Origin of the sequence: Caballeronia sp. LZ033 (assembly GCF_031451265.1) — a bacterium.
Taxonomy (GTDB): Bacteria; Pseudomonadota; Gammaproteobacteria; order Burkholderiales; family Burkholderiaceae; genus Caballeronia.
In genome coordinates this window covers 344,696-370,127 of sequence record NZ_JARUXQ010000002.1, presented here as the reverse complement: position 1 = coordinate 370,127, position 25,432 = coordinate 344,696, and the positions used below count along the sequence as shown (strand labels likewise).

General features: G+C 66.9%; 7 protein-coding genes. All 7 read right to left on the bottom strand.

What is annotated here, in order from left to right; all coding sequences use genetic code 11:
* Positions 1-6: 6 nt before the first annotated feature.
* The gene (locus tag QCE62_RS17155; protein ID WP_309920754.1) at positions 7-2,490 is read right to left on the bottom strand and encodes a penicillin acylase family protein; all 2,484 of its coding nucleotides are present in this window, start codon (positions 2,488-2,490) and stop codon (positions 7-9) included.
* Positions 2,491-2,536: 46 nt separating this feature from the next.
* The gene (locus tag QCE62_RS17150) at positions 2,537-4,183 is read right to left on the bottom strand and encodes a cyclic peptide export ABC transporter (RefSeq protein WP_309920751.1); all 1,647 of its coding nucleotides are present in this window, start codon (positions 4,181-4,183) and stop codon (positions 2,537-2,539) included.
* Positions 4,184-4,231: 48 nt separating this feature from the next.
* Complete coding sequence (locus tag QCE62_RS17145) at positions 4,232-12,154, bottom strand: non-ribosomal peptide synthetase (protein WP_309920748.1); 7,923 nt, start codon at positions 12,152-12,154, stop codon at positions 4,232-4,234.
* 2 nt (positions 12,155-12,156) lie between these two features.
* Positions 12,157-20,427: a non-ribosomal peptide synthetase gene (locus QCE62_RS17140; protein WP_309920745.1), complete on the bottom strand. Its 8,271-nt coding sequence runs from the start codon at positions 20,425-20,427 to the stop codon at positions 12,157-12,159.
* A gap of 42 nt (positions 20,428-20,469) precedes the next feature.
* Complete coding sequence (locus tag QCE62_RS17135; protein WP_409017866.1) at positions 20,470-21,456, bottom strand: YqcI/YcgG family protein; 987 nt, start codon at positions 21,454-21,456, stop codon at positions 20,470-20,472.
* Between the two features lie 170 nt (positions 21,457-21,626).
* Entirely contained in the window at positions 21,627-23,057 is a 1,431-nt protein-coding gene (locus tag QCE62_RS17130; RefSeq protein ID WP_309920741.1) for a peptide synthetase, read from the bottom strand.
* A gap of 147 nt (positions 23,058-23,204) precedes the next feature.
* Positions 23,205-25,340: a TonB-dependent siderophore receptor gene (locus tag QCE62_RS17125; RefSeq protein WP_309920739.1), complete on the bottom strand. Its 2,136-nt coding sequence runs from the start codon at positions 25,338-25,340 to the stop codon at positions 23,205-23,207.
* Positions 25,341-25,432: the final 92 nt, after the last annotated feature.

The window sequence follows — 25,432 nt, the reverse complement described above, 5'->3', positions numbered from 1 at the left end:
CAGGTCTCACCGCGCCGCCGTCCGCGCCCCCGTCAGCACCGTCTTCGTCACATCGGGAATCGCGTCCAGCGCCTGCTCGCTGAACGGGAAGCGGGTCCAGGTCTTCTGCGCATAGACGCGTGTGGTCGCGCGATACCACGGCGACGCCGGATCTTCGGATACACCGGTCGTCAGCATCGTGTCCGCCTGCGGACCCTCCGCACCGAAGCTCACGACCTGCATATAGCTGTTGCCATGGGCATCGCTGTCCAGCGACTCACCGGTCTTGTTGAGCGGCTGCATCGCGCACGCCACCGTGAAATAGCCTTGCAGATCACAGCCGCCGTACAGCGGAATGCGCCGGGCTCCGTCGCTGATGTAATGCATCTCGCCGCGCGTCGCGTCGACGGCAAAGTCATTCGCACGCAACGCCAGCACCGCGCCGCCGAGCGCATCGCCAAGCGCCCGCACCGTCGCGGGATTCGACGTGTCGAGGCCATCGGGCGTGGTGAGCGGATGCGCGGCATCGAAGGGCGTCGTGTAATGCTGGAGCGCCGGCATCGACGCAGCGCGCTGCCAGAACGCATCCCACAGATTCGCGCCGCGCGCATTCACATTCGCCGTGCCATCCCATTGCCGCAGCGCCGCGCAGGCAGCGCGAATATCCACCTCCTGCGCCTGATCCGGCTTCGCCGGGTCCGCCGTCACGCGCACGATGGCCGTCTTGCAGACCGCATCGGTCACGGGCTTCAGGAACAACTGCGCGGACATCGACGTACTGGCCAGCACCGTCCGCTCCAGCGCCGCGCGATCGACCCCGCCGGGTGCAGACATGGCCTGCGCGGCGATGCCATGTCCCAGGCGGGTGCGCAGGGACTGCACCGTGCCCGTTTGCCCGAGCACCTGCGCGTAGCCCGTCAGCGGTGCGTGCGGATTCGTCAGCCAGTAGCTGCCGTTGAAGTTGCCGACATAGTCCGCGCGCCGCAACTCAGGCATCGATGCAACCGGCATGCGGCCCGTGCGCACTGCGCCGGACAGCTTTCGCGCCGTCCAGTCGCACGCCGCGCGCGAACCGTCGAGGAACGGCACGCCGGGCAGGCGCGCATCCACCGCGCGGCCCGCAGGCGTCGTGCAGGCGTTGGCAAGCGCATCCGTCACGCCCGGCACGGCGCCGATATCCGCGAACCAGACATCGGCGCTACCGCGCCCGATGGCGAACGTGTTGACCCATGGCATCGATGCCGCGTGCTTCTGCGTCGCGATGAAATCGTCGAGCGAGCTGGCCTGATTCCATTGCAGGAAGTTGGAGAAGGTGCCGGGGTTGTCGGCGTTGACATCGGCGAGTGCGAACGCATGCTCGCCGTTCCACGCCAGCGCCGGCGACAGCGACGACAGATCCGCCACCGGCCCGAAGCGCGTCCGGTACAGCGTGCGCGTGACGGGCGCGAGCGCGCCGGTCTTCATGTCGCGCACCTGCACGGTGGCGGGCACGGCGCGCATCGCTTCATCGCGGCCTTCGTAGCGATAGTGCGTCGGCGCGCCCGGCACGAGCGACAACTGGAAGATGCCGAAGCGCCGCGCGCTCGACACCGTATGCGTCCACGCAATGTTCTCGTTGAAGCCGATCATCACCATCGGCACGCCGAGGAACGCCGCACCCGCCGCATCCATCTGCTGCGGAATGCGCAGCTGCATCTGATAGAACCGGTCCGGACCTTGCCAGAACCAGTGCGGATTGCCGAACAGCAGACTCTGGCCGTCCTTCGTGCTGGCCGCACCGAACGCCAGCGCATTGCTGCCGATGCCGGCCTGCCCGCCTATTGCGAGTCCATTGGCGCTGGCGAGCGTCGCAACCTCGCCGCCCGTCGCTGCTGCACCCGCAGCCCCCGGCGGCTGCGCCCGCGCGATGCCGCGCAGGAACGGCATCGTGCCGCCCGCCAGATTCGCGGCGATGAAACGTCGATACAGATCGTCGGTATCGATATGCGTGACCCAGCGCGCGCCCGCACAGCTTGCATGCGCGCCCGGAAAGTGTCCCGCATGAAGCTCGTCGATATAGCGGTTGTAGCCATCCGCATAGCCCGCGACGAGCGCACGTTCGCGCGGCGGCTGGGCATCGCGGAAACGCGTCACCGCGTCATGATCGATCACCGAGCGGAAGAAGAAATCGGCATCGAGATTGGCGGGCCGGCCGAAGGTCGATGGCCCCGGCGGATGCCCTTCCGCGCCGAAGTTCGCCGACCGCTTGCCGCGCCAGGTGACGAAGGCATCGGACAGCGTGCACAGCGCATCCTGCGCCTGCGCGAAGCCGACGCCATAGCCGAGGCTGCCCCAGTCGGCGGCATCGATATGCGGCACGCCGTCCGGGGTCCGCTTGATCGTCACGTCGTAGGCCGCGCCGGATGCTTGTTCCGCCGGCGTATGACACCCCGACACCAGCACCAGCAGCACGGCGCCGCCACACATTGCCGCCAGCTTCCGGGCGGTCTTCGAAATACTCAGCACAGGCATGTTCGCGTTACGTGGTTCTTTGCAGCACTGCAGGGAAATGTGGGGTTCAGGCGGCCGCGTCGAGCGAATGCTGCGCGAGCTCGCGTCCGTCGCCTGTCGCGGCGATCTGGCCGTAATCCAGCTTGATATAGCGGTCCGCCAGCGAGAAATAGCGGTCGTCGTGCGTGATGACCAGCACGGTCTTGCCGCGCGCCTTCAGGTCGGGCAACAGCCGCCGGTAGAACACGTCCTTGAAGGCCGGATCCTGATCCGCGGCCCATTCATCGAACACATAGAACGGACGGTCTTCCAGATACGCCACCAGCAGCGCAAGACGCTTGCGCTGGCCCTGCGAGAGATCCGTGGTCGAGAACCGGCCGTCGCGGATCGTCACCTTGTGCTCCAGATGCAGCAGTTCGAGCAGCTCCTGCGCCTGCGCGTCGAGTCCGTCGATGGCAAAGCCATGCAGTTCGTCGAACAGGAAGAAGTCGTTGAACACCACCGAGAAATGCTGCCGATAGCGCTCGCGGTCCGCCTCGTTCACCGGCCGGCCGTTCAGTTCCACCGTGCCGGTCTCCGGCGCATACAGGCCCACGATCAGCTTGGCCAGCGTGGTCTTGCCGCTGCCGTTGCCGCCGATCAGATAAACCAGCTCACCCGGCTTGAACGCGAGGTTCGCGGGACCGAGCTTGAACACTTCGTTCTCTTTCTCGCGGAAATAGCTGTGCGTGATGTTGTTGAGCGCAATGCTGTCGAACGCGGTTGCCGCTTCCGAGGGCTCGACGTTTTCCTTCGGCAGGTCGCGGTTCACCTTGTCGATGCGTTCCAGCGCGACCTTCGCCGAACTGAGCGACGGAATGGACGACAGCAGGCCTTCAATCGGCATGATCATGTACAGGAACACGACCGCATAGCCGGACAGCACGTGCACGTCCACCGCATGAAAGCGCGTCAGCACGAACAGCACGCAGCCGATGAACGCCAGCAGGATCATGCTGCCCCAGCTGGCCGCCGCCGTGTACAGCACATAGCCGCGCGTACGCTGCACGCGCACGGCTTCCACATTCGCGGCGATGGCGTCATCGACGAACGCGGTCCTGCGGCGGCGATGCAGCTTCAGTTCCTTGGCGCCGTCGAAGAGCGCGCGGAAATGCTTGACGAGATCGTCCTCGCGATTGCGCGAGCTGCGCAGATGGAACATCGCGCGCGTGTTGGCCAGATGGAAACCGAGCGAGCCGATCACCACCGTGACCACCGCGAACACCAGCACCTGCCACGACAGAAAGCCGAGATAAGCCAGGCAGCCGATCACGATGGAGCCGTTCATCGCGAGCGAGGGCAGGCTCAGGAAGAACACGACGATGGTGTCCAGGTCCGAAGTCAGCACCGTCAGCGCGCTGGATGCGCCTTGCCGTTCGAGGTTCTGGTACGAGGCCTCGGTGACGCTGTGAATGGTCCGCATGCGCAATGCGGCCTTGGTGTTCTGGCCGAGCTGCACGAAGGCGGTCTGCGACAGCGTGCGCGTGACGAGCACCGCGAGCGCCAGCAGCAGGAACTGCCAGCCCAGCGTGGGCAGCCGTTCGGGCGTGGCGCCGAGCGCCTGGTTGATGATGGCCACGAGACCCGCATTCGCGAAGCCGCCGACGACGCTGATGATCAGCGCCAGCAGCAGGATCCAGCGCGACTGTCGGATCAAATTCAGGAGCAGGGACATGTCGATCCTCAAAAACTTGTTATCTGTTCGGTGTTCACGTGCGCACCGTCACAACTGCGCAAGGATATCGCGCATTGCGCCGGCCATCGCCGCGTCATCGGCAACGGAGTGTTTCAGCGCGTCCAGCGCGGCCGCGAGTTCATGCAGCGGCTGATTGCGCATCAGGTCGGCGAGCGGCGCGTCGATGCCGAGCTTCGCCCGCAGCGCGGACTGCACCTGCATCGCCGCGAGCGAATGGCCGCCCAGTTCGAAGAAGCGGTCGGAGCGGCGCACCGGCGATACGTCCAGCACGCCCGACCAGACTTCGGCCAGTGCGGTTTCCATCTCGCCTTCGGGCGGATCGGCCAACGCAGCCGAAGACGACACGGCCGGCGCAGGCAGCGCATGCCGGTCTATCTTGCCATTCGGGTTGAGCGGCATGCGGTCGAGCACCGTCACGGCGGCGGGCACCATGTAGTCCGGCAGGCTCGCGGCAAGCTGGTCGCGCAGTTGCCGCCCATCGAGCGTCGCGCCCGCCGCCGCCACCGCGTACGCCAGCACGCGCACGCCGGTGGGACCATCGCGGGTGATGACCACCGCTTCCCGCACGTTCGGCTGCTGCGCGAGCAGTGCTTCGATCTCGCCCAGTTCGACGCGAAAGCCCCGCACCTTCACCTGATGGTCCGTGCGACCGAGATAGGCGAGCGTGCCGTCCTCGTTCCAGCGGACCACGTCGCCGGTGCGATACAGCCGTGCGCCCGGCGTGCGCGCATGCGGATCGGCGATGAAGCGGGTCGCGGTGAGTCCCGAGCGCCCGAGATAGCCGCGTGCAAGCAGCGCCCCGCCGATACACAATTCGCCCGCCGCGCCCATCGGCACCAGATTGAGTTGCGCATCGAGCACGCGCAGCGTGCGTCCGTCGAGGGGCGTGCCGAGCGGAATCTGCGCGGGTAAGGATGCGTCGTTGCGCACGTAAGGCGTGCAGTCGAACAAGGTTGCCGTCACGACTGCTTCGCTCGGACCATAGGTATTCGCCAGCGCCACATGCTCGAGACCCGCCGCGCGCCATGCCCGCACGCCATCGGCGGGCATGGCTTCACCGCCCGCATGCACGCGCCGCAGCGTGCCACAGCGCGCACGCACTGCGTGCGCGCCGCGTTCGGCAAAGTCCTGTGCAAGCGCGTTCCAGTACGCCGTGGTCAGGTCGGCGACGGTGATGCGCTGCTGCGCCACCTGTTCGAGGAAGCGCTCGCTGCTCCATAGCTCCGGTCCGCGCAGGATCAGCGTCGCGCCGGCGGCGAGCGTCGGAAAGACCTGTTCGACGAAGCCGTCGAAGTTGAAGGTCGAGAATTGCAGCACGCGGTCCCGCGACGTGATGCCGAACATGCCGATCGACACGTCCGTATGACGCGCCAGCCCGTCGTGCGTGATGCCGACGCCCTTCGGCCTGCCGGTCGAGCCTGATGTGTAGATCACATAGGCGAGGTGCGAAGGCACGATTGCAGCGGGCGCTGTTGAAGGCGTTGCACCGTCCTCCGTCATGCGATGCACGTCCAGTGTCCTGACGCCGAGGCGCGCGAGCGCATCGACCGGCACATCCGAGGTCTCTTCCGTGGGCGCGGTCAGCGCGACCGCAATGCCGCTGTCCTCGATCATGAACGCGAGACGCTCCGCCGGATACGACGGATCGAGCGGCACATAAGCACCGTCCGCCTTCAGCACGCCGAGGATCGCGACGATCATCGTCAGCGAGCGCTCGAGCAGCACGCCCACGCGCGCTTCGGGTCCGACACCCGCCGCGCGCAGATGGCGCGCGACGCGTTCTGCGCGGCGGTCAAGCGTGCCGTAGTCGATCGATTCGTCATCGAGCACCAGCGCCTGCGCATCCGGCGTGCGCGCGGCCTGTTGCGCGATGCGCAGATGCACGGGCGCGGACGCTGCGACCTCGCGCGCGCTGCCCCAGCTTTCCAGTTGCGCGCGCTCGCCGGGGGCCAGCATGTCGAGCGCCCCGAGCGGTGCATCCGGCGCGGCGATGAACGCATCGAGCAGCGCCGACAGATGCGCTGCCATGCGGGCGATCTGCGTGGCATCGAAGATATCGCTGGCATAGTCGAAGTCGATGCGCAGCGCTTCCTCGCCCGCCCTGCCTTGCGTGACCGACAGCGTCAGCGGATAACTCGTGCGGTCCTCGTTGCGCAAGCCGGAGAACTGCAACTCGCGCGCGCCGGAAGCATGCAGGATGTCATCGACCGGATAGTTCTCGAACACGACGATGCTGTCGAACAGCGCCTGTCCGCCTTCGATGCGCGCCCAGCGCTGGATGTCGTAGAGCGCGACGTGTTCGTGCTCGCGCGCCGCGACGCCCTGCCGCTGCACGCGTTCGAGCCACGCCGAGACGCTCGTCGCGGGATCCGGCGCGCCGATCACCGGAATGGTGTTGATGAACAGGCCGAGCGTGCGGTCCGCGCCCGCGAGCGCTTCCGGACGGCCCGCGACGGTCGCGCCGAAGCTCACCGCGCGCTGCCCCGTATAACGTTGCAGCAGCACGAGCCACGCGGCCTGCACCAGCGTATTCGGCGTCACGCGGCGGGACTTCGCAAAGCGGCCGAGCGACGCGGCGCGCGCGGCGTCCCACGTCAGCGCATGCGTGCCGTATGAAGCGGCGCTCGCTGCATCGGCGCGTGACGGTGCGGGCAATGCATGGCTCAGCAGCGTCGGGCCTTCGAGTGCGCCGAGTTGCTCGCGCCACCAGGTCTCGCCGACAGCCTGCGGCCGCTGGCCCAGCCACGCGATGAAGTCCCGATAGCGTCCCGGCACGCCGGTAGCCGGTCGTCCCTCATAAGTCGCCAGCACTTCGGCGAGCAACTGCGCGGCGCTCCAGCCATCGAGCAGCGCGTGATGGAACGTCCACACGAAATGATGTCGATCCACGTCCGTGCGCAGCACGTCCACCCGCCACAACGGCGCGCGCGCCAGATCGAAACCCTGCGTCACGCGCGCGGCGGCGAAACGGTCGAGACGCGCATCGAGTGTCGATGCTTCTTCGTTACGCCAGTCCTCGGTGAAGAACGGCGTCGCGATGCTGCGCGCCACCCATTGACGCGGGGCATCGTCGAAGGACAGAAAACCGGTACGCAAGGTGTCGTGACGCGCGGCAACGGCAGTCCATGCCGCTTCGAAACGCGCGCCATCCAGCCGGCCGATATCCACGCGCAACTGGTTCACATAGGCGCCCGGCTGCTGTCCGAGCAGGCTGTGGAACACGATGCCCGTCTGCATCGGCGCGAGCGGATACAGGTCCGCGACGTCGGCGGCACGCACGGGCAACGCATCGAGACGCGCCTGGTCGATGCCCGCAAGCGGCACATCGGAAGGCGTCAGCCCGGATGCGCCGCTTTCGCAGTGCGCCAGTACGGCCAGCAGTTCGCGCTGCAGCGCGTCGGCGAGCGTCGTCAGCGTGGCTGCGTCGTAGCGGTCGCCGCGCGGATGCAGCAGCGTGAGCGACAGTGCGCCCCGATGAACCTGCGCCGAAATTTCGAGTGCATGCGTCGCGCGATTCAGTTCGCTCGACGTGCGCCCGCTCGCCTCCGTGGCGAGTTGCCAGCCTTGGCCGGGGTCGTCGTCGTCGAACTGGCCGAGATAGTTGAACAGCACCTCCGCGTGACCGATGCCCGCCAGCGCCGCGCGACTCGACGGCGTACCGAGATACTTGAGCAGATTGAAGCTCAGGCCGCGATGCGGCACCGCGCGGCGCGCTTCCTTCACGCGCTTGAGCGCCGCGCCGGGCTCGCCGGTCGGCGCGAGTTCGAACGGATACACGCTCGTCAGCCAGCCGACCGTGCGGCTCAGATCGGCGTGGCCGGAGAGCGGCTCGCGTCCGTGACCTTCGAGGTCGATACGCAACGCCGCGCTGTCGGAGAACGCGCACAACGCGCGGCCCGTGGCGAGCAGCAGCAGATCGACGAGTTGCGTCCGATAAGCCGCCGATGCGTCCTGTTGCATACGCCGCGTCGTCGCGCGATCGAACTGCACGACGGCGCGCTGCGGCACGCCAGATGCGTGCGGCATGCCCGGCGGCAAGGCCGCGCGCACTTCGGCGAGGCGTTGCCAGTGCGTGAGGTCGCGCTCGACGTCCGGTATGCGCGCCGCTTCGTGCAACTGGCGTGCGAAAGCCTGACACGAGGTCGTGCGTTCGGGCAGCGTTGCCGCTTCGCCGCGCACGCGTTGAGCGTGAACGCGTTGCAGGTCGTCGATGAGAATGCGCCACGACACGGTATCGACCACCAGATGATGGATCGCGATGAACAGCCGCCACGTGCCGTCTTCGATGCCGAGCGCGATCGCGCGAAGGAGCGGGCCGTGCTCGATGTCGAGGCTGGCCTGCGCCGCGTCGCAATGCTTCCCGATCTCCGCGAGCGCGACGCTTTCAATGACGTCGAGGGACGGCGCGGCTTCATCCTCCGTGGCATAGCGTTGACGCCAGCCCGACTCGCACGGCTCGAAGCGCACGCGCAGGCTGTCGTGATGCGCGACCACCGCGCTCAGCGCGTCTTGCAGCGCGCCGGTATCCAGCGTGCGGCCCACGTCGAGCAGCACCGCCTGATTGAAGTGATCGCGCGCCGCGAATGCTTCGCTGAAGAACCACGCCTGGATCGGCAGCAAGGGAACAGGCGCGCTTGTGTCCACAGTCGAATCCGGCAGCGCGGCTTCGGCGGGCGACGCACCGAGCGGCGTGACGACGCTCGCCAGTTGCGCGATGGTCTGCTGCTCGAAGATCTGTCGTGCGCTGAGGCCGAGGCCCGCGCGACGCGCACGCGCGACGATCTGCAAGCCCATGATCGAATCGCCGCCCAACTCGAAGAAGTTCTCGTGACGTCCGATGCCCTCGCGCCGCAACAACTGCGACCAGATTCCTGCGAGCGTGATTTCGGTATCGCCCTGAGGCGCTTCGGAGAGCGGCGCCGCGACGATCTCCGGCGCAGGCAGCGCGCGCCGGTCGATCTTGCCGTTCGGCGTCAACGGCAACGCATCCAGCACGGTCAGCCAGGAGGGCACCATGTAGTCGGGCAGCGTGGCGCCGAGCGCCGCGCGCAGGGCGGCCGGGTCGAGTGGCTGTCCCGCTGCTGCCGTGACATACGCTGCAAGACGTCTGGACGCCGTGCCGTCGGCTGCATCCAGCGCGACGACGACCGCCTCCGCGACGCCGTCCTGCATGCGCAGCCGCGCCTCGATCTCGCCAGGTTCGATCCGGAAGCCGCGCACCTTCACCTGCTCGTCGAGGCGGCCCAGATATTCGAGCTGACCATCGGCGCGCCAGCGCACCAGATCGCCGGTGCAGTAGAGGCGCGCGCCGGGCGTGTCGGAAAACGGGTCCGGCACGAAGCGCGCCGCGCTCATGCCGGGCTGGCCAAGATAGCCGCGCGCCAGCGCCGCGCCGCCGATATGCAGTTCGCCCGGCACGCCAGGCGGCACCGGGTTCTTGCGCGCATCCAGCACCCAGGCGCTGCGTGCGCCGACGGGCTGTCCGATCGGCGCATAGGCGCTGTCGAACGCGGGCTCATCGGCTTGCCAGACGGTCGGCGTGATGACCGTTTCCGACGGACCGTAGGCATTGAAGACGCGCTGCGGCGCGAGCCGTTCGCGCACGGCATCAAAGCCCGCGCGCGACCACGCCTCGCCGCCGACGATGCAGGTCCGCACGCTCACCGCGCCCGCCGCCGTTTCGCGCGCGAAGGCATCGATATAGGCCGGCGGCACGTTGAGCGAGGTGACGCCGTGCGCGCGGATCTCATCGACCAGCCGCCCGGCCGACCACACTTCGTCGTCGCGCATCAGGACCGAAGCGCCGTGCGTAAGCGGCACCCAGAGCTCTTCGGCGGCGACGTCGAAACTGATCGACGCGAAATGCAGGCAGCAATCCGACGCGTCATAGCCGAACAGTTCGCCGATCGCCCGGCAGTGCGACGCCAGCGCGCCATGCGCAACCGCGACGCCCTTCGGACGGCCCGTCGTGCCCGATGTGTACACGACATATGCAAGATTGTCAGGATGCAGGGCGGGCGCGGGATCGGTGTCGGGTTCGCCGGACAGGTCGAGCGTGTCGAGGTTCAGCACGGGCACGCTACAGGCGTCGCGCATGTGCGCTTCCGACGCATCGTCGACGAGCAGCAGCGCAATGGCGCTGTCGTTTGCCATGTGCGTGAGGCGCGCGGGCGGGTACGCCGGGTCGAGCGGCACATACGCGCCGCCCGCCTTCAGGATGCCGAGCATCGCGGCCGTCAGGCCGGCGGTCCGCGACATGGCCAGGCCGACACGCACTTCGGGACCGACATCCTCGCGCATCAGACGCGCCGCCAGACGGTTCGCGCGACGATCGAGTTCGGCATAGGTCATCCGGCCGTCGATGCCGGTGACGGCGAGCGCGTCCGGTGTGGCCTGTGCGCAGGCGGCGATGCGTCGGTGAACGAAGTCGTCGGCTTCTTGTGCTTGAGTGGAGCCGCTGCCCCATTCGCGCAGTTGCCGCCATTGCGCCGCATCGAGCAAGGCAATTTCACCGATGCGCTGCGCCGGGTCATCCGTCAGCGCCCGCAACACGTTCGCGTAATGCGCGCCGAGCCGCTCGATGCTCGCGGCATCGAACAGTTCGTCGGCGTAGATGAACTCGGCCTCCAGCGTGCCGTCCGTCGATTCGATGATGTTCAGCGTCAGTTCGAACAACGCCGCTTCGTCCGGCAGGGCGTAGGGCTCGATGCTCAGGCCCGGGAGTTGTTCCAGCACGCGCCAGTCGCTGCGCTGATGGTTGAACATCACCTGGAACAGCGGCGTGTGGCTCAGGCTGCGTTCGGGACGCAGGGCATCTACCAGTACGTCGAAGGGCAGGTCTTGATGCGCCTGTGCGTCGAGCGTCGTCTGGCGGGTTTGTTGCAGCAGCGCTTCGAGACTTGCTTCGCCATCGATCTCTGCACGCAACACCTGCGTGTTCACGAAGAAGCCGATCAAGCCCTCCGTCTCCACGCGATGTCGGTTCGCCACCGGCACGCCGATGCGGATATCTTCCTGTCCCGTATAGCGATGCAGCAGCGCCTGGAACGCCGCGAGCAGCACCATGAACGGCGTCGTGGACGTACTTTGCGCGCGCGACTTCACCGCCTGCGAAAGCGCTTGAGGCATGCGCAGGCGATACCGCGCCGCGCGATACGACGCATTCGCCTGACGCGGTGCATCGGTGGGGAGCGCCAGCACCGGTTGCGTATCGCCCAGCGCCTTGCGCCAGTAGGTCAATTGCTGCTCGCGCTCGCCTGCTTCCAGCCAGTCGCGTTGCCATGCCGCATAGTCCGCGTATTGCACCGGCAGCGCCGCCAGCTTCAACGGCTCTTTCAACACCGCTGCGCGGTAATGCGCCACCAGTTCTTCAAGCAGCACACGCACCGACCAGCCATCCGAGACGATGTGATGCATCGCCAGCACGAACAGGCTTTTGCCCGCTTCCTGCGTGTGAAAAAGCCCTGCACGCAGCAACGGCCCTTGCGCCAGATCGAACGGACGGCTCGCGAGCATACGCGCTGCGTCATCGATCTGCGTCGCCGGTAATGAAGCTTCCTGCCAGTCAAGCGTTCCTTGCGGTTCGATCCACTGCTGCACCTGACCCGCGTCATCGGCAACGAAGCGCGTACGCAATACCTCATGCCTTGCGACGATCGCCTCGACGCTCGCCTTCAACGCAGACGCATCCACGTCACCGTTCAGCCACAAGCCGCCCGCCACGTGATACGCGCTGCTCTCCGGCGCCAGGTTCCACATGAACCACTGACGCTGCTGCGCATGCGAAGCCGCCACGCCCTGCCCTGCCTGACGCGCGCGCGGCAGGATAGGGAACTGCGCGGGCGCCACGCCCTGCTCGTTCATCTTCTGCCAGAACACACGCCGCTTCTCCGGCGTCAGTTCGATAAAGCGTTCAGCGATGCGTCGCGCCGCGTCCTTGTCCATAGCCATGCTCACAGCGTATCCATGAAGAGATCCAGGCGATTCAGCGCGTCGTCGGAAGGCTGCGCGGCGCGCGTCTGCGCCACCATCGCGGCTTGCGCGGCCAGCGTCGGCGCATTGAACAGCGTGGCGAGCGGCAGACTCGCGCCCAGATCGAGACCGATGCGCGCGTTCAGCTGCACCGCGAGCAGCGAATGCCCGCCCAGATCGAAGAAATCGTCGTGACGTCCAATCCGCTCGACGCCCAGCAGCGTCGACCACACCGTCGCCAGTTCCGTCTCGATGCCCTCGTGCGGCGCTTCGAAAGGCGCGGCATCGTCGAACGCGGGCTGCGGCAGCGCATGCCGGTCCACCTTGCCGTTGGCGTTGAGCGGCATCACATCGAGCGGCACGATGCGCCACGGCACCATGTAGTCCGGCAAAGTTCGAGCGAGGGCGATGCGCAGGGCATCGGCATCGGACACAGCGCCCGTCACCCACGCGATGAGCCGGTCATCGCGCGCCATCACCACCGCTTCGCGCACGCCCTGGCCGAGCAAGGCCGCCTCGATTTCGCCCAGCTCGATACGCAAGCCGCGAATCTTCACCTGGTGATCGACGCGGCCCAGATAGTCGAGCGCGCCGTCTTCGCGCCAGCGCACGACATCGCCCGTGCGGTACAGGCGCGCGCCGTCCGCGCCGAACGGATCGGGCACGAAGCGCTCGGCGGTCAGCGCCGCCCGGCCCAGATAGCCGCGCGCGAGGTTCGCGCCGCCCAGATACAGTTCTCCCGGCACGCCCGGCGGCACCGGCGACAGGCGCGCGTCCAGCACCCAGGTCTGCGTTGCGTCGATAGGACGGCCGATCGGCACGGCTCGCGCCGCTTCGTCCACGCAGGTCCACGCGGTCACGTCGATGGCCGCTTCCGTCGGGCCGTAGAGGTTGTGCAGCGTCACCGAGGGCAACGCTTGCGCCGTCGACTGGCGCAAGCCGGCGGACAGCGCCTCGCCACTGCACACGATGCGCGTCAGCGACCCGCCGCAGTGAGAGGCCGCGCCGCTGTCGATGAAGGCTTGCAGCATCGACGGCACGAAGTGCAGCGTGCTCACCGCATGGCGACGCATCGTCGCGGCGAGCAGCGCCGGATCGCGATGCGCGTCGGGCGCGGCGATGGCCAGCCGTGCGCCGACGCGCAACGGCCAGAAGAACTCCCACACCGAAACGTCGAAGCTGAACGGCGTCTTCTGCAACACGGTTTCGCCGCGCCGCAGCGCATAGGCGCGCTGCATCCATTCGAGCCGGTTGAACAGCGCATCGTGACGGTTGCCCACGCCCTTTGGCCGGCCCGTCGAACCGGACGTGTAGATCACATAGGCGAGATTGGCGCCGTGCAGCACGGCATCCGGGTTGTGCGCCGGACAGGCGCGTGTATCGATGTCCTCGAGCACGAAGCACGGCACGCCGCCCTCCGGCGCGGGCAGTGCGATGCCGCGCTGATGCAGCACCAGTTGCGGCCGGCTGTCGCCGATCATGTAGGCGAGGCGATCGGCCGGATAGGAGGGATCGAGCGGCACATAGGCCGCGCCCGCCTTGACGATGGCATACAGCGCGACCAGCAGATCGAAGGAACGCAGCGCCGCGATGCCGACGCGCGTTTCCACGCCGACGCCCTGCGCGAGCAGCCAGTGCGCGAGCCGGTTGGCGCGGGCGTTGAGTTCGCCGTAGGTCAGGGTGGCGTCGTCGAGCAGCAGGGCGATGTCGTCCGGATGACGCTCTGCGTGACGCTCGAACGCGCGGAAGACGGGCTCGGCGCCTTCGTTGTGTGCCGGGTTCACGCTCCAGCGCGCGAGCGTGGTGGCTTCGGCTTCGTCCACCATCGCGATCTCGCCGACGCTCTGGCGGCTGGCCGCAGCGTCCGCGAACGCCGCGAGTATCCGTTGGTAATGCTGCGCGAGACGGGCGATGGTCGCTTCGTCGAAGAGTTCGCGCGTGTAGGTCAGTTCCAGCGATAGCGTGCCGTCCGGCTCCTCGCGCGTGTCGAGCAGCAATTCGAATTGCGCCATCGGGGCGGGCAGCGGATACGGCTCGATGGTCAGGCCTGGAAGCTGTTCCAGCACGCGCCAGTCGCTGCGCTGATGGTTGAACATCACCTGGAACAGCGGCGTGTGGCTCAGGCTGCGTTCGGGACGCAGGGCATCTACCAGTACGTCGAAGGGCAGGTCTTGATGCGCCTGTGCGTCGAGCGTCGTCTGGCGGGTTTGTTGCAGCAGCGCTTCGAGACTTGCTTCGCCATCGATCTCTGCACGCAACACCTGCGTGTTCACGAAGAAGCCGATCAAGCCCTCCGTCTCCACGCGATGTCGGTTCGCCACCGGCACGCCGATGCGGATATCTTCCTGTCCCGTATAGCGATGCAGCAGCGCCTGGAACGCCGCGAGCAGCACCATGAACGGCGTCGTGGACGTACTTTGCGCGCGCGACTTCACCGCTTGCGAAAGCGCTTCAGGCATCTTCAGCCGATACCGCGCCGCACGATACGACGCATTCGCCTGACGCGGTGCATCGGTGGGCAGTGCCAGCACCGGTTGCGTATCGCCCAGCGCCTTGCGCCAGTAGGTCAATTGCTGTTCGCGTTCGCCTGCTTCCAGCCAGTCGCGTTGCCATGCCGCATAGTCCGCGTATTGCACCGGCAGCGCTGCCAGCTTCAACGGTTCTTTCAACACCGCTGCGCGGTAATGCGCCACCAGTTCTTCGAGCAGCACACGCACCGACCAGCCATCCGAGACGATGTGATGCATCGCCAGCACGAACAGGCTTTTGCCCTCTTCCTGCGTGGGAAAAAGCCCTGCACGCAGCAACGGCCCTTGCGCCAGATCGAACGGACGGCTCGCGAGCATACGCGCTGCGTCATCGATCTGCGTCGCCGGTAATGACGCTTCCTGCCAGTCAAGCGTTCCCTGCGGTTCGATCCACTGCTGCACCTGACCCGCGTCATCAGCAACGAAGCGCGTACGCAACACCTCATGCCTTGCGACGATCGCCTCGACGCTCGCCTTCAACGCAGAAGCATCCACGTCACCGTTCAGCCACAAGCCACCCGCCACGTGATACGCGCTGCTCTCCGGCGCCAGTTGCCACATGAACCACTGACGCCGCTGCGCATGCGAAGCGAGCGTGCGCCCTCGCGATGCCTCAGGCAGGCGCGGAATCGTGCTCTGCGGCGCCGCCTTGACAGCCGACGCCTCATCGAGCCGGGCCGCCAGTTGCGCCAGCGTGAGCCGCTGGAACAGCAGCTTCGGCGTGATCGACAGCTTGGCCTTGCGGGCCTTCGCCACCACCTTGAGACCGAGAATCGAGTCGCCGCCCGATTCGAAGAAGTTGCGATGCCGGCTGATCGATCCCGGCTCCATGCCGATCACGTCAGCCCAGATCCGCGCGAGCGCGACTTCGGTTGCGCCATGCGGCGCATCGGCGGCGTCCGCAGGCGCGCTCTCCGACACCGACGGCAACAGCGTCCGCAAAGCCACACGGTCGAGCTTGCCGTTCGCGTTCAGCGGCAAGGCCGCGACGGTGACGATATCGGCGGGCACCATGTATTCCGGCAGCCATGCCGCGAGCGCGCCGCGCACCGTGTCCGCCGTTGCATCGCCGGTCACGACGGCCGCCAGGCGCAAGCCGCCCGCCGCTTCATGCCCGAGCACGGCAGCTTCGCGAACGCCTTCCACACGCCGCAGCGCGCGCTCCACCTCGGCCGGTTCCACGCGGTAGCCCCGGACCTTCAACTGATCGTCCGCACGGCCCAGATAGTCGAGCATGCCGTCCGCATGGATCCGCACGCGATCCCCCGTCCGATACAGCCGCTCGCCCGAAGCGAACGGATCCGGCACGAAGCGCTCCGCGCTCAGCGCCGCACGGCCGTGATAACCCCGCGCGACGGACGGCCCACCCACGTACAGTTCGCCAATTGCACCTGATTCGACCGGCTGGAGCGCATCGTCGAGCACGTGGAGGCGCGCGCGGGGCAGCGCGGCACCGAGCGGCAGATCGCGCTGTGCGTCGAGCGGGCCGCGCTGCGCGTACATCGCGACGCCCACCGTCGTTTCCGTCGGGCCATAGTGATTGAAGATGCGGCACGCGGGTGCGAGCGCCTGCAAACGCGCGAGCAGCGCGGCGGAAGTCGTCTCGCCGCCGACGATCAACGCATCCCACGGCAACACGTCGCGCGGGCGAGCCGCACTCAGCAACGCCGACAGATGCCCCGGCACGATCTTCAGCACGCCCACTTCATGTTCCGCCATATAGCGCGCGAACTGATCGGGATTGAAGGCCAGTTCCGGTGCGAGCAGATGCAGCGTGCGCGCCGAGCACAGCGCGCCGAACAGCACGGTATGGCCGAGATCGGCGGCGGGTGTCGAGACCATCGCGAAGGACGCGTCGGGGCTCGCGCGCAGCGTGTCCAGCATGCCGCGCACATAGCTGCCGAGCGCGCGATGCGAGACCACCACGCCCTTCGGCTCGCCCGTCGAACCCGACGTATAGATCATGTACGCGGCCTGATCGGGATGAACCACGCACGGCAACTTGGCTTGCGTGTTCTCGCCGGCCGCGAAGCTCACGTCGAGCGGCACGGCCTGCGCCGTGTCCAGCCCGTCGGGCAACGCGGCGGCATGCAGCAGCACCCGCGCGCCGCAATCACGCAACTGGGCGCTCAGGCGCGCGGCGGGCGCGGCCGGATCGAGCGGCACCCAGGTCGCGCCCGCCTTCAGCGCGGCCAGCATGCCCAGCACATGTTCGATCGACCGCTCCGCCAGCACGCCGACCCGCGCCTCCCTCACCGCGCCATGCTCGACGAGACGCGCGGCGAGCACGCTGGCGGCGGCGTCGAGTTCGGTGAAGGTCGCGCTGCGTGCGCCATCGCGCAAGGCGATCTTGTCCGGATGACGCGCGACGCTGTCGGCCCACATGGTCAGCACGTCCGCTGACGGCGCTTCGTCCAGATGGCGTCCGATCGCTTCCTGCGGCGCATCGGTCAGGCGTTGTGCCAACGTCGCGAACAATCGAGTCAGACGCGCGATGAACGCGGCATTGAACACGGCATCGTCATAGGCGACGAGGAAATCGATCTGCGCACCGGTATCGGTGAAATCGACGGCGAGGTCGAAGTGCGGGGCATCGTTCAGCAGCACGTGCAGCGACGCATCGAGCGGTGCGAATCCATGCGCCGCGAACGGACGCTGTTCGGTGAGCTTCACCTGAAACAGCGCGTCGCCGGCTTGCGCGCGCTTCGGCAGCAAGGCGCTCATCAGCCGGTCGAACGGCACGTCCTGATGCTCCTGTGCCGCGAGCACGGTTTCACGGGCGGCATCGACCAGCGCGCCGAAATCCTGCTGCCGTTCGACGCGCGAACGCAGCACCTGCATGTCGATGAAATAGCCGATCAGATGCTGCGCCTCAGGCCGCTTGCGCGACGACACCGGCGCGCCGATGCGGATATCGTCCTTGCCGCTCAATACATGCAGCACCACGTTGAAGACAGCCAGCACCGTCATGAACAACGAAGCGCGATGTTCGCCCGCGAGCCGTCGCATGCGGGCGGCCAGATCGGCTTCGAGCGCAAACTTTGCGCCGCGCTGGCGGCCGCGCGTGGCCTCCGCCGCAGCCGGGAACAGACGCGCGGCTTGCGCGGGATCGCCGTCGGCGGCGAGTTGCGCGCGCCAGTAGTCGAGTTGACGGGCGAGCGTGGAAGCATCGGCCGAGGCGCGGCTCCACGCGGTGTAATCGGCGGACTGCACGCGCCGCTGCGTGGCTTCGGGACGCGCGTAGTACGCATCGGCCAGCGCTGCGAGCAGCACGTTCACCGACCAGCCATCCGCGATGATGTGATGCAGCGCCAGCACCAGCCGATGCTCGTCTTCGCCCACGCTGACCAGATGCGCCCGCACGAGCGGACCGGTTTCCAGATCGAATGGCGCGCGGGCGATGCGGTCCGCGAGTGCTTCAAATGTGCCTTCATCGCACGAGTGGCCCAGCGTGATATCGAGCGTGTCGTCGATGAGTTGCACGGCCTCGCCTTCATCGTCGATCACGAAGCGAGCGCGCAAGATATCGTGCTGCTTCACGACGGTCTGGAAAGCGCGTTGCAGCGCGGCCACGTCAAGCGCGCCGTGCAGCCGCAATACGCCGCTCATGTTGTACGCGGCGCTCGATGGATCGTGCGACCACGTCAGCCACAGGCCGCGTTGCGCGTCCGAGGCACGCGAACGGGCGCGCTGTGCGTCGTCGAGGAGCGGCAGTGCTTCAGTCTGAGCCTGCCCTTGCGCCACGTGTGCCATCCGCTCGCGCACGCGGGCTGCCGCGTCGCGCAACACGGGCGCGGCAAAGACATCGCGCGGCATGAAATCGATCGACCAGCGCGCGCGGATCGCCGCCGCGACCTGCACGGCCGCGAGCGAACTGCCGCCATGCGCGAAGAAGTTGGCGTCGGCAGTGAGCGCGCCGGCGCCGTGCAACGCATCGCGCCACAGCGCGGCCAGCGCCGCTTCCATTTCGTCCAGCGTCACAGGCGCGGCTTGCGGCGCTTCGTCGCTATCGATGCGGCGGCCTTGCAGGAACCATGCGTACGCGTCGAGCGAACGCTTCCGCCAGCCGAGCGCACAGGCCGCGCGCTGCACCTTGCCGCTCGACGTCTTCGGCAAGCCGCCCGGATCGAGCAGCACGATCGCGCCGGCCGTTTCGCCGCACGTCTGCGCGACGGCTTCCGTCAAGGCCGCCGCGATGTCCTGCGCCGCAACCAGCTTGCGCATCTTCGGCGACACCTCGGCTGCGATGCCGATCGCCGCCTGCCCGTCGATCTCGACGGCGAACGCCGCCACCCGGCCGCGCCGCACAAGCTCGACCTCGCGTTCGATCGCCAGTTCGAGATCCTGCGGATACAGATTGCGTCCGCGCACGATCAGCAGATCCTTGATGCGTCCCGCCACGTACAGCTCGCCGTCGTGCAGGAAACCGAGATCGCCGGTATGCAGCCAGGTCACGCCGCCGCGCGTCCTGAACGCCGAGGCGCTCGCGTCCTCGCGCCGCCAGTAGCCCGCCGCGACGCTCGGCCCGCTCACACAAATCTCGCCAATGTGGCCCGGCGCGAGCACCGCGCCGCTGTCCGTATCGACGATGGCAATCTCATGCCCCGGCGCGGCCTTGCCGCACGACACCAGCGCGGCGGAATCGGCCTCGCCCGCCGCGACGGCAACGCGGCCCTGCTCCATCGCGGCCTGATCGAACGATGCCGCGCGCGCACCCGCACCGCGCGCCACGCCGCTCACGTAAAGCGTCGCTTCGGCAAGCCCGTAGCAGGGAAACAGCGCGCCTGCATCGAAACGCGCGGAAGCAAAGCGTGCGACGAAGGCATCGAGCGTCGGCTTGCGCACCGGCTCCGAGCCGGAGAACGCCACGCGCCAGCTCGACAGATCGAGCGCATCGCGCTGCTCGTCGCCGACGCGGTCCGCACACAGCCGATACGCAAAATCAGGACCGCCGGAAATGCTGCCGCGATGCCGCGCAATCGCTTCGAGCCAGCGCACCGGCCGCTCCAGGAAATACTGCGGCGACATCAGCACGAGCGGAATGCCGCTGAACACCGGTTGCGACAAGGTGCCGATCAACCCCATGTCGTGATACAGCGGCAGCCAGCTCACGAACACGTCGTCGCCCGTGACGCTCAGGCCCGCGCGGATCGCCGCTTCGTTGGCCCACAGGCTGCCGTGCGTGACCATCACGCCCTTGGGGCTCGAGGTCGAACCGGACGTGTATTGCAGGAACGCCACATCCACCGGCGCCGCGCGATACGGCTCGAACGATGACGCATCCGGGTCCGCAACGAGCGCGTCCATCAAGACGCGCACGGCTTGCGGCGCGATCTCGGCGAAGGCGTCGCCCAGGCTGGCTTCGAGCGCAGCCGTCGTGACGATGAAGGCAGCGTCGGCATCGGCGGCAATCGCCTGCAAGCGCGCCAGGTGCTGGCCGCGCCGCGACTCCGGCGGATACGCCGGCACCGCCGTCGCTCCGGCATACAGGCAGCCGAAGAACGCGGCCACATAGTCGATGCCGCTATCCATCATCAGCAGCACGCGCATGCCTTCGGCCCAGCCGTCCGCGCCGCGCAGACGCCGCGCCAGCGCGGTCGCGCGGCGGTCGAGTTGCGCGTAGTCGTAACGCGTGTCGCCGTGCGCATCGACCGTCACGAGCGCCGTGTCCGTGCCGCGCGAAGCGGCCAGCGCCCGCAACCGCTCAATCATGTTCTCAGCCATGTCCATCCCGTCCGCGCCTTGTGCCTGTGATGCCATTACGCCTCAGTCCTCGTCATACTCGCGCACCGTCCGCTCGCCGTACGACACCGCGTGCCGCTCCACTTCGAGATGCACCGGACGCAGCGGATAACGCGCCTCGTCCGGCGACACGGGCCGCGGCTGCCACCACGTCGGGCGCGCGGGATCGGCGGGCGGCTTGCGCGTCTCCACGACAGGCGCTTCCTGCTGCGCCATGCGCTTGCGCTTGAGGAACGGACAACGGTCGTCGGCGGGGGTGTTGGCATCGTCGAGGAAGTATTGCTTCCATTCGAGATTGCCCGGATCGCCGAAGAAACCGAGATCCGGATGCGCGCCGATCTCGTCCCAGGTCTCCAGACGCTTGCGCACCTGATTGCGCGCCTCGCGGCCGATGACCTTGTTGGTGATCGTGTCGACGAACACGCTGCGCGGCTGGAACAGCAGCACCATGCCCGGACCGAGATTGCGGCTGTGCCGCGCGCGGAACGACGGGCACGCGCACACCACGAAGGTCTCCACACCCGCGAAGGAGAACTCCCAGTCCTCGCTCGACGGCTCCGGCTGCGCGTCCGCGTGCGGGTCCGGATCGACATCGTGCAGATGCTGGAGGATCTTCCAGAACAGTGCGTGATAGGCGTCGTGCGAGAGCGGCTCGGCATCCGGCTCGAAGAACACCGCAATATTGTTCTTGCGATACTCCGGCAGCGAGACCAGTTCCGCGAAGGTCTGCATGGTCGCGGCAAGCTGGCCGATGTCCTTGCCGTTCACATACGAATAGAACATCTCGCCGCGCTTCTCGGCCATCGTGCCGAAGAAGCACGGATAAGCCGGATCCATGACCTGCGCGCGCAGCGTCTCGTAAGAGGCATCCAGCCACGCGGGCGGCTGCACCTCCGCACCCGTGGCGCGCCCGGCGATGATGCGGCTCTTCCAGTCGCCCGGATCGAACCCGCTGCCTGCGGGCGCGCCCGCTTGCGTTTCAGCATTGACGCTCTTTGCTTGATCGTCCACTGTTTCCTCGTTCCTTTGCATCGTCGATATCCTCGTTCTTCACGCGCGCCCCTGCCTCTTGCACGGGCGAACGCGCGCGCGAGCCGCAGACGCCGCGGCTCGTCGATGAAAGCGTTTCTTGCAGGGAAACAGGCGTCCTGTGCCGGACGCTCTGGGATGATGCTTTTCGTTCAGGCCGACGCCTTCGCGTCGAGCTCCGCAACCAGCGCGCGGACCCAGTCGTCGGGAATGATCGGCTGGTGATAGGTGCATTCGCCCGATACCACCGTCGAGCCATGCAGACGGCCATCGGGAATCAGCACCATGTCGCCCTCGTTCATCTTCAGCTGCATGCCGAGATTGCCCCAGAAGAGCATCTCGCCTTCCTGGATGGTCACGAGCCGGTGATCGTTGTGAACGTGCGTGGTCGAGCACATCTCATGCGGCTCGATGAAGGTCTCGCGATCGATGTCCGGACATTCGGCGTCGATACGCGTGCTGATGCGGTGCGCGAACGCCACGTAATGACGGATCGACGACAGCCACAGCAATTGTTCGCCGAGATCCCAGCGCGCGCGTTCGGCCAGCCGTTCGCCGGCAGCCATGCCTTGCGCGGTCATCGCCACGGCAGAGGCACCGTAGGCCGCGCCGATCGTTTCGAGCGCCTGCGCGCCGCGCCGCAACAGTGAATCCTTGCGCGACTGCGCATCATCGTTGCTACGGTTCGCAGGCTTCAGATGCGCACAGGCGCGTTCGAGCGCGATGCTGAATGCCAGCGCTTCCGCTTCCGCCGCGAACGCCGCGCCCACCAGCCCGAACGCGCGATCCGGCCGGCGCGCGAGCGCATACAGCAGGTTGCACTTGGCCAGGCTGGTCGGCAGATAGAACTGCCAGTACGCATGCTGCTGGCGCGTCACGCCGCACGATGCCGCCACTTTCGCGTACAGCGCGGCATCGGTTGCATCGGTGTCGGGTGCGGGACGCTGGTCGGCGGGAAGCATGTCGAACAGGCCGCTCGCCGCCGCCCGCGCCAGCGCGCGCTGCTTCGACGGCGCCAGCGACCAGCGCTGCACCATGATGAAACGCAAGCCTTCCTCGAGGTAATCGTTGCGCATCAGCCGCGCAAACGTTTGATCCCAGAACTGCAGTTCGGCATCGAGGATGCGGGCGAGTCCTTGCGTCGCATCCGAAGCCTGCCCGGGAGCGGTCTGCTCCTGGCACAGATACTCGAACGCGTACGCTTCGAGGAACGGCGCAATCTGTGCGCCGAGCACCTGCGCCTCTTCGCCATAGAACTCGACGAAGCGTTGCCAGTCGGCGGGCGCGGCCGAGGCCGGCAGACGCGCCGTGCCCAGTTCGTAGATCGACAGCAAGGTACGGTTCGATGCCAGCGCAGGCAGGCGGCTCACGTTATGCGGGCGCACCGGCTTCGCGAACTTGAGGAACTCGAAGTCTTCGGGGCGCAGCGGCCGGCGATGGTAGTCGTCGTCGAGCACCAGTTCGCTGACCTCCGCGCTGCGAAACGGCTGCGCGGCGGCGAACTGCTTGATGAGGCCGACATAGCGTTCGCTCTGGCCCGCGAACGGTGAGAAGTCAAACAATGAAGACGAGGGTTGCGTCATGATCGTATTCCTGCGGCTGACTCACTGAAGATGAGAGAAACGTGTTGCGCCCGTGTGTTGAGCCGTGCCGTCCGCGCACGGCTCGCCGGATGGGATCTGCTGCTGCGTGTCGGCCGGCATGTCGCGGCATGCCGGCTCGACGCGCTTTTAAAAGTCCGACCGGACCGTCAACATCACATTGCGACGCTGACCGAACTCGCTGAAGAAAGTGCCCGGCGGACGAATGTAGTAATCGCGGTTGAAGATGTTGTTCAGGTTGAGCGACGCCTGAAGGTGCTTGTTGAACTGATAGCCCATCTGCGCGTTGAAGATCGCGTATGCGCCCTGCTCGACGCCGCGCGAAATGCGCGTCTGCGCCAGCATGCCCCCGCCCACCGAGAAGCCGCGCAGTGTGCCCTGGGTGAACAGGTAGTTCGTCCACAGCTTGAACAGATGCTTCGGATCGGTGCCGGTCGTCAGATCCGGCTGATCGTTTTCATAGTTGACGTTCAGGTACGTGTAGCCCGCATACACGTTCCAGTTCGCCAACGGCTGGCCCGCGATCTCGAACTCGAAACCTTCGTCCGTCGACTTGCCGCCCGCGATCGAGCCGGTCGGATTGTTCGGGTCGGTGATCGCGCGGTTGTTGTCGTTGATGTGGAACGCCGCCGCCGTGGTCGTCAGCCGGTTGTTCAGGAAGCTGGTCTTCAGGCCGACTTCGTATTGCTCGCCGGAGCGCGGGGGCAACAGTCCGCCCGTATAGGTGAGCGCGGTTTGCGCGGTCAGGAAGCGGGAATAACTTGCGTAAGCCGTCATCGAGCGCGTGATGTCATACACGAGCCCCGCGCTCGGCAGGAAACGGTGATTGACCTGCGCCTGCGTGCTCCAGTCCTCGACGGTCGGAAGCGTGGACTGGGACGTTTCCTGCAGGAAGGCTTCACGCGCGCCGAGCACGAGCGTCAACGGCGTCAGCAGCTTGATGCGCGCCTGCGCGTAAATGCCGTACTGCTCGGTGCGGTTGTTCGATCCGAAAGTGAACGGCACGTCCGTTTTCGGCACGGCGTTCGGATCGAATACGTTGAAAGTCTGGCCGTCGAACGGACCGTTCAGCGCAGCAAAACCCGAATCCGCGGTGCCCGTCTGCAGCGAATAGTTCGCACCGATCGTCAGCGTATGGGTCTGGCCGAACGCGCGGATCGGGCCACTCACGTTGGTATCCGCGCCCCACCAGTTATAGGTGTTGCGCTGGCGTTGCTCGCCGTAGAAACTCAATCCGTCCGCGGTCGTGCCCGGACCCGCGTACGCATAGTCGGCCTTCGTCAGCAGATGGCGATAGAACAGCGTCGTGTTGGACTTCCAGCCGTTCTCGAAGCGATGCACGAGATTGCCGTTGACCTCTTCCATCGCGCTGTACGAGTAGTTCCAGCTCGGGCTGAAGTTCTGCGTGTACGAACTCTGCAATCGGCCGAGCAGATTGCCGTCCGGATCGGTCACGCCGCTCACGCCGTAATCGATGCCGCTGATCGGGTTGACCTGATACGCCGCCGACAGCGACAACGTGGTGCGCGGGTTGAAATCGTAGTCGATGGCGCCGTACGCCATCACTTCCTTCTGGCGCGTGCCATCCACCGACTGCAAGCCGTCGCTGCCCACCAGCACCGCGCGGCCGCGCAGCGAGCCGTCCTTGTTCAGCGGGCCGGTCACGTCGATCATCTGGCGGAAGCTGCCGAACGAGCCGACCTGCGTTTCCGTCGCCACATGGAAGGTGTCCTGCGGACGCTTGCGCACGAAGTTCACCGTGCCGCCCGGATCCGTCACACCGTCCATCACGCCAGTCGGGCCGCGCAACACTTCGATGCGGTCGTACATCGCGAGGTCGAACTGCTGCAGATATTGGAGGCCGCCCGGCGTCGACACGCCGTCGAACTGCACGCCCAGGAAGTTGCCGCGCGCCTTGTAGTAGGCGGTGCCGTCGCCGTAATCCACCGACTCCACGCCGGTCACGTATTTGAGCGCGTCCTGGATGGTCGTCAGGTTCTGGTCGTCCATGCGCTGGCGCGTCAGCACCGACACCGATGCCGGAATCTCCTTGATGGACTGCTCCGTCTTGCCCGCGACAGTCGCCGTGCGGCCGGAATACGTGCCGCTGCCTTCCGTGGTGGCATCCGGCGTGGCATTCACTTCGATGGCTGGCAGATTGCGATTCGACGGCTGCGCGTCCGTGGCTTGTTGCGCATGCGCGGACGTGCCCCACATGGCGACCAGCGCCAGCGCAATGGGCGTGAGTCCCGATCGGACGGGCAAGCGGTGGTTGGGCCGCGGTGCGCGGCGCCGTTGTCTGTTGTTATTCATTGTGCTGATCGCATCTGCCTGATGGTGGAAACCCGTTGAAGACC

Coding starts and splice junctions, on each gene's coding strand:
- QCE62_RS17130 (WP_309920741.1), bottom strand. CDS start 23,057: ATGACGCAACCCTCGTCTTCATTGTTTGACTTCTCACCGTTCGCGGGC.
- QCE62_RS17150 (WP_309920751.1), bottom strand. CDS start 4,183: ATGTCCCTGCTCCTGAATTTGATCCGACAGTCGCGCTGGATCCTGCTG.
- QCE62_RS17155 (WP_309920754.1), bottom strand. CDS start 2,490: ATGCCTGTGCTGAGTATTTCGAAGACCGCCCGGAAGCTGGCGGCAATG.
- QCE62_RS17140 (WP_309920745.1), bottom strand. CDS start 20,427: ATGGCTGAGAACATGATTGAGCGGTTGCGGGCGCTGGCCGCTTCGCGC.
- QCE62_RS17145 (WP_309920748.1), bottom strand. CDS start 12,154: ATGGCTATGGACAAGGACGCGGCGCGACGCATCGCTGAACGCTTTATC.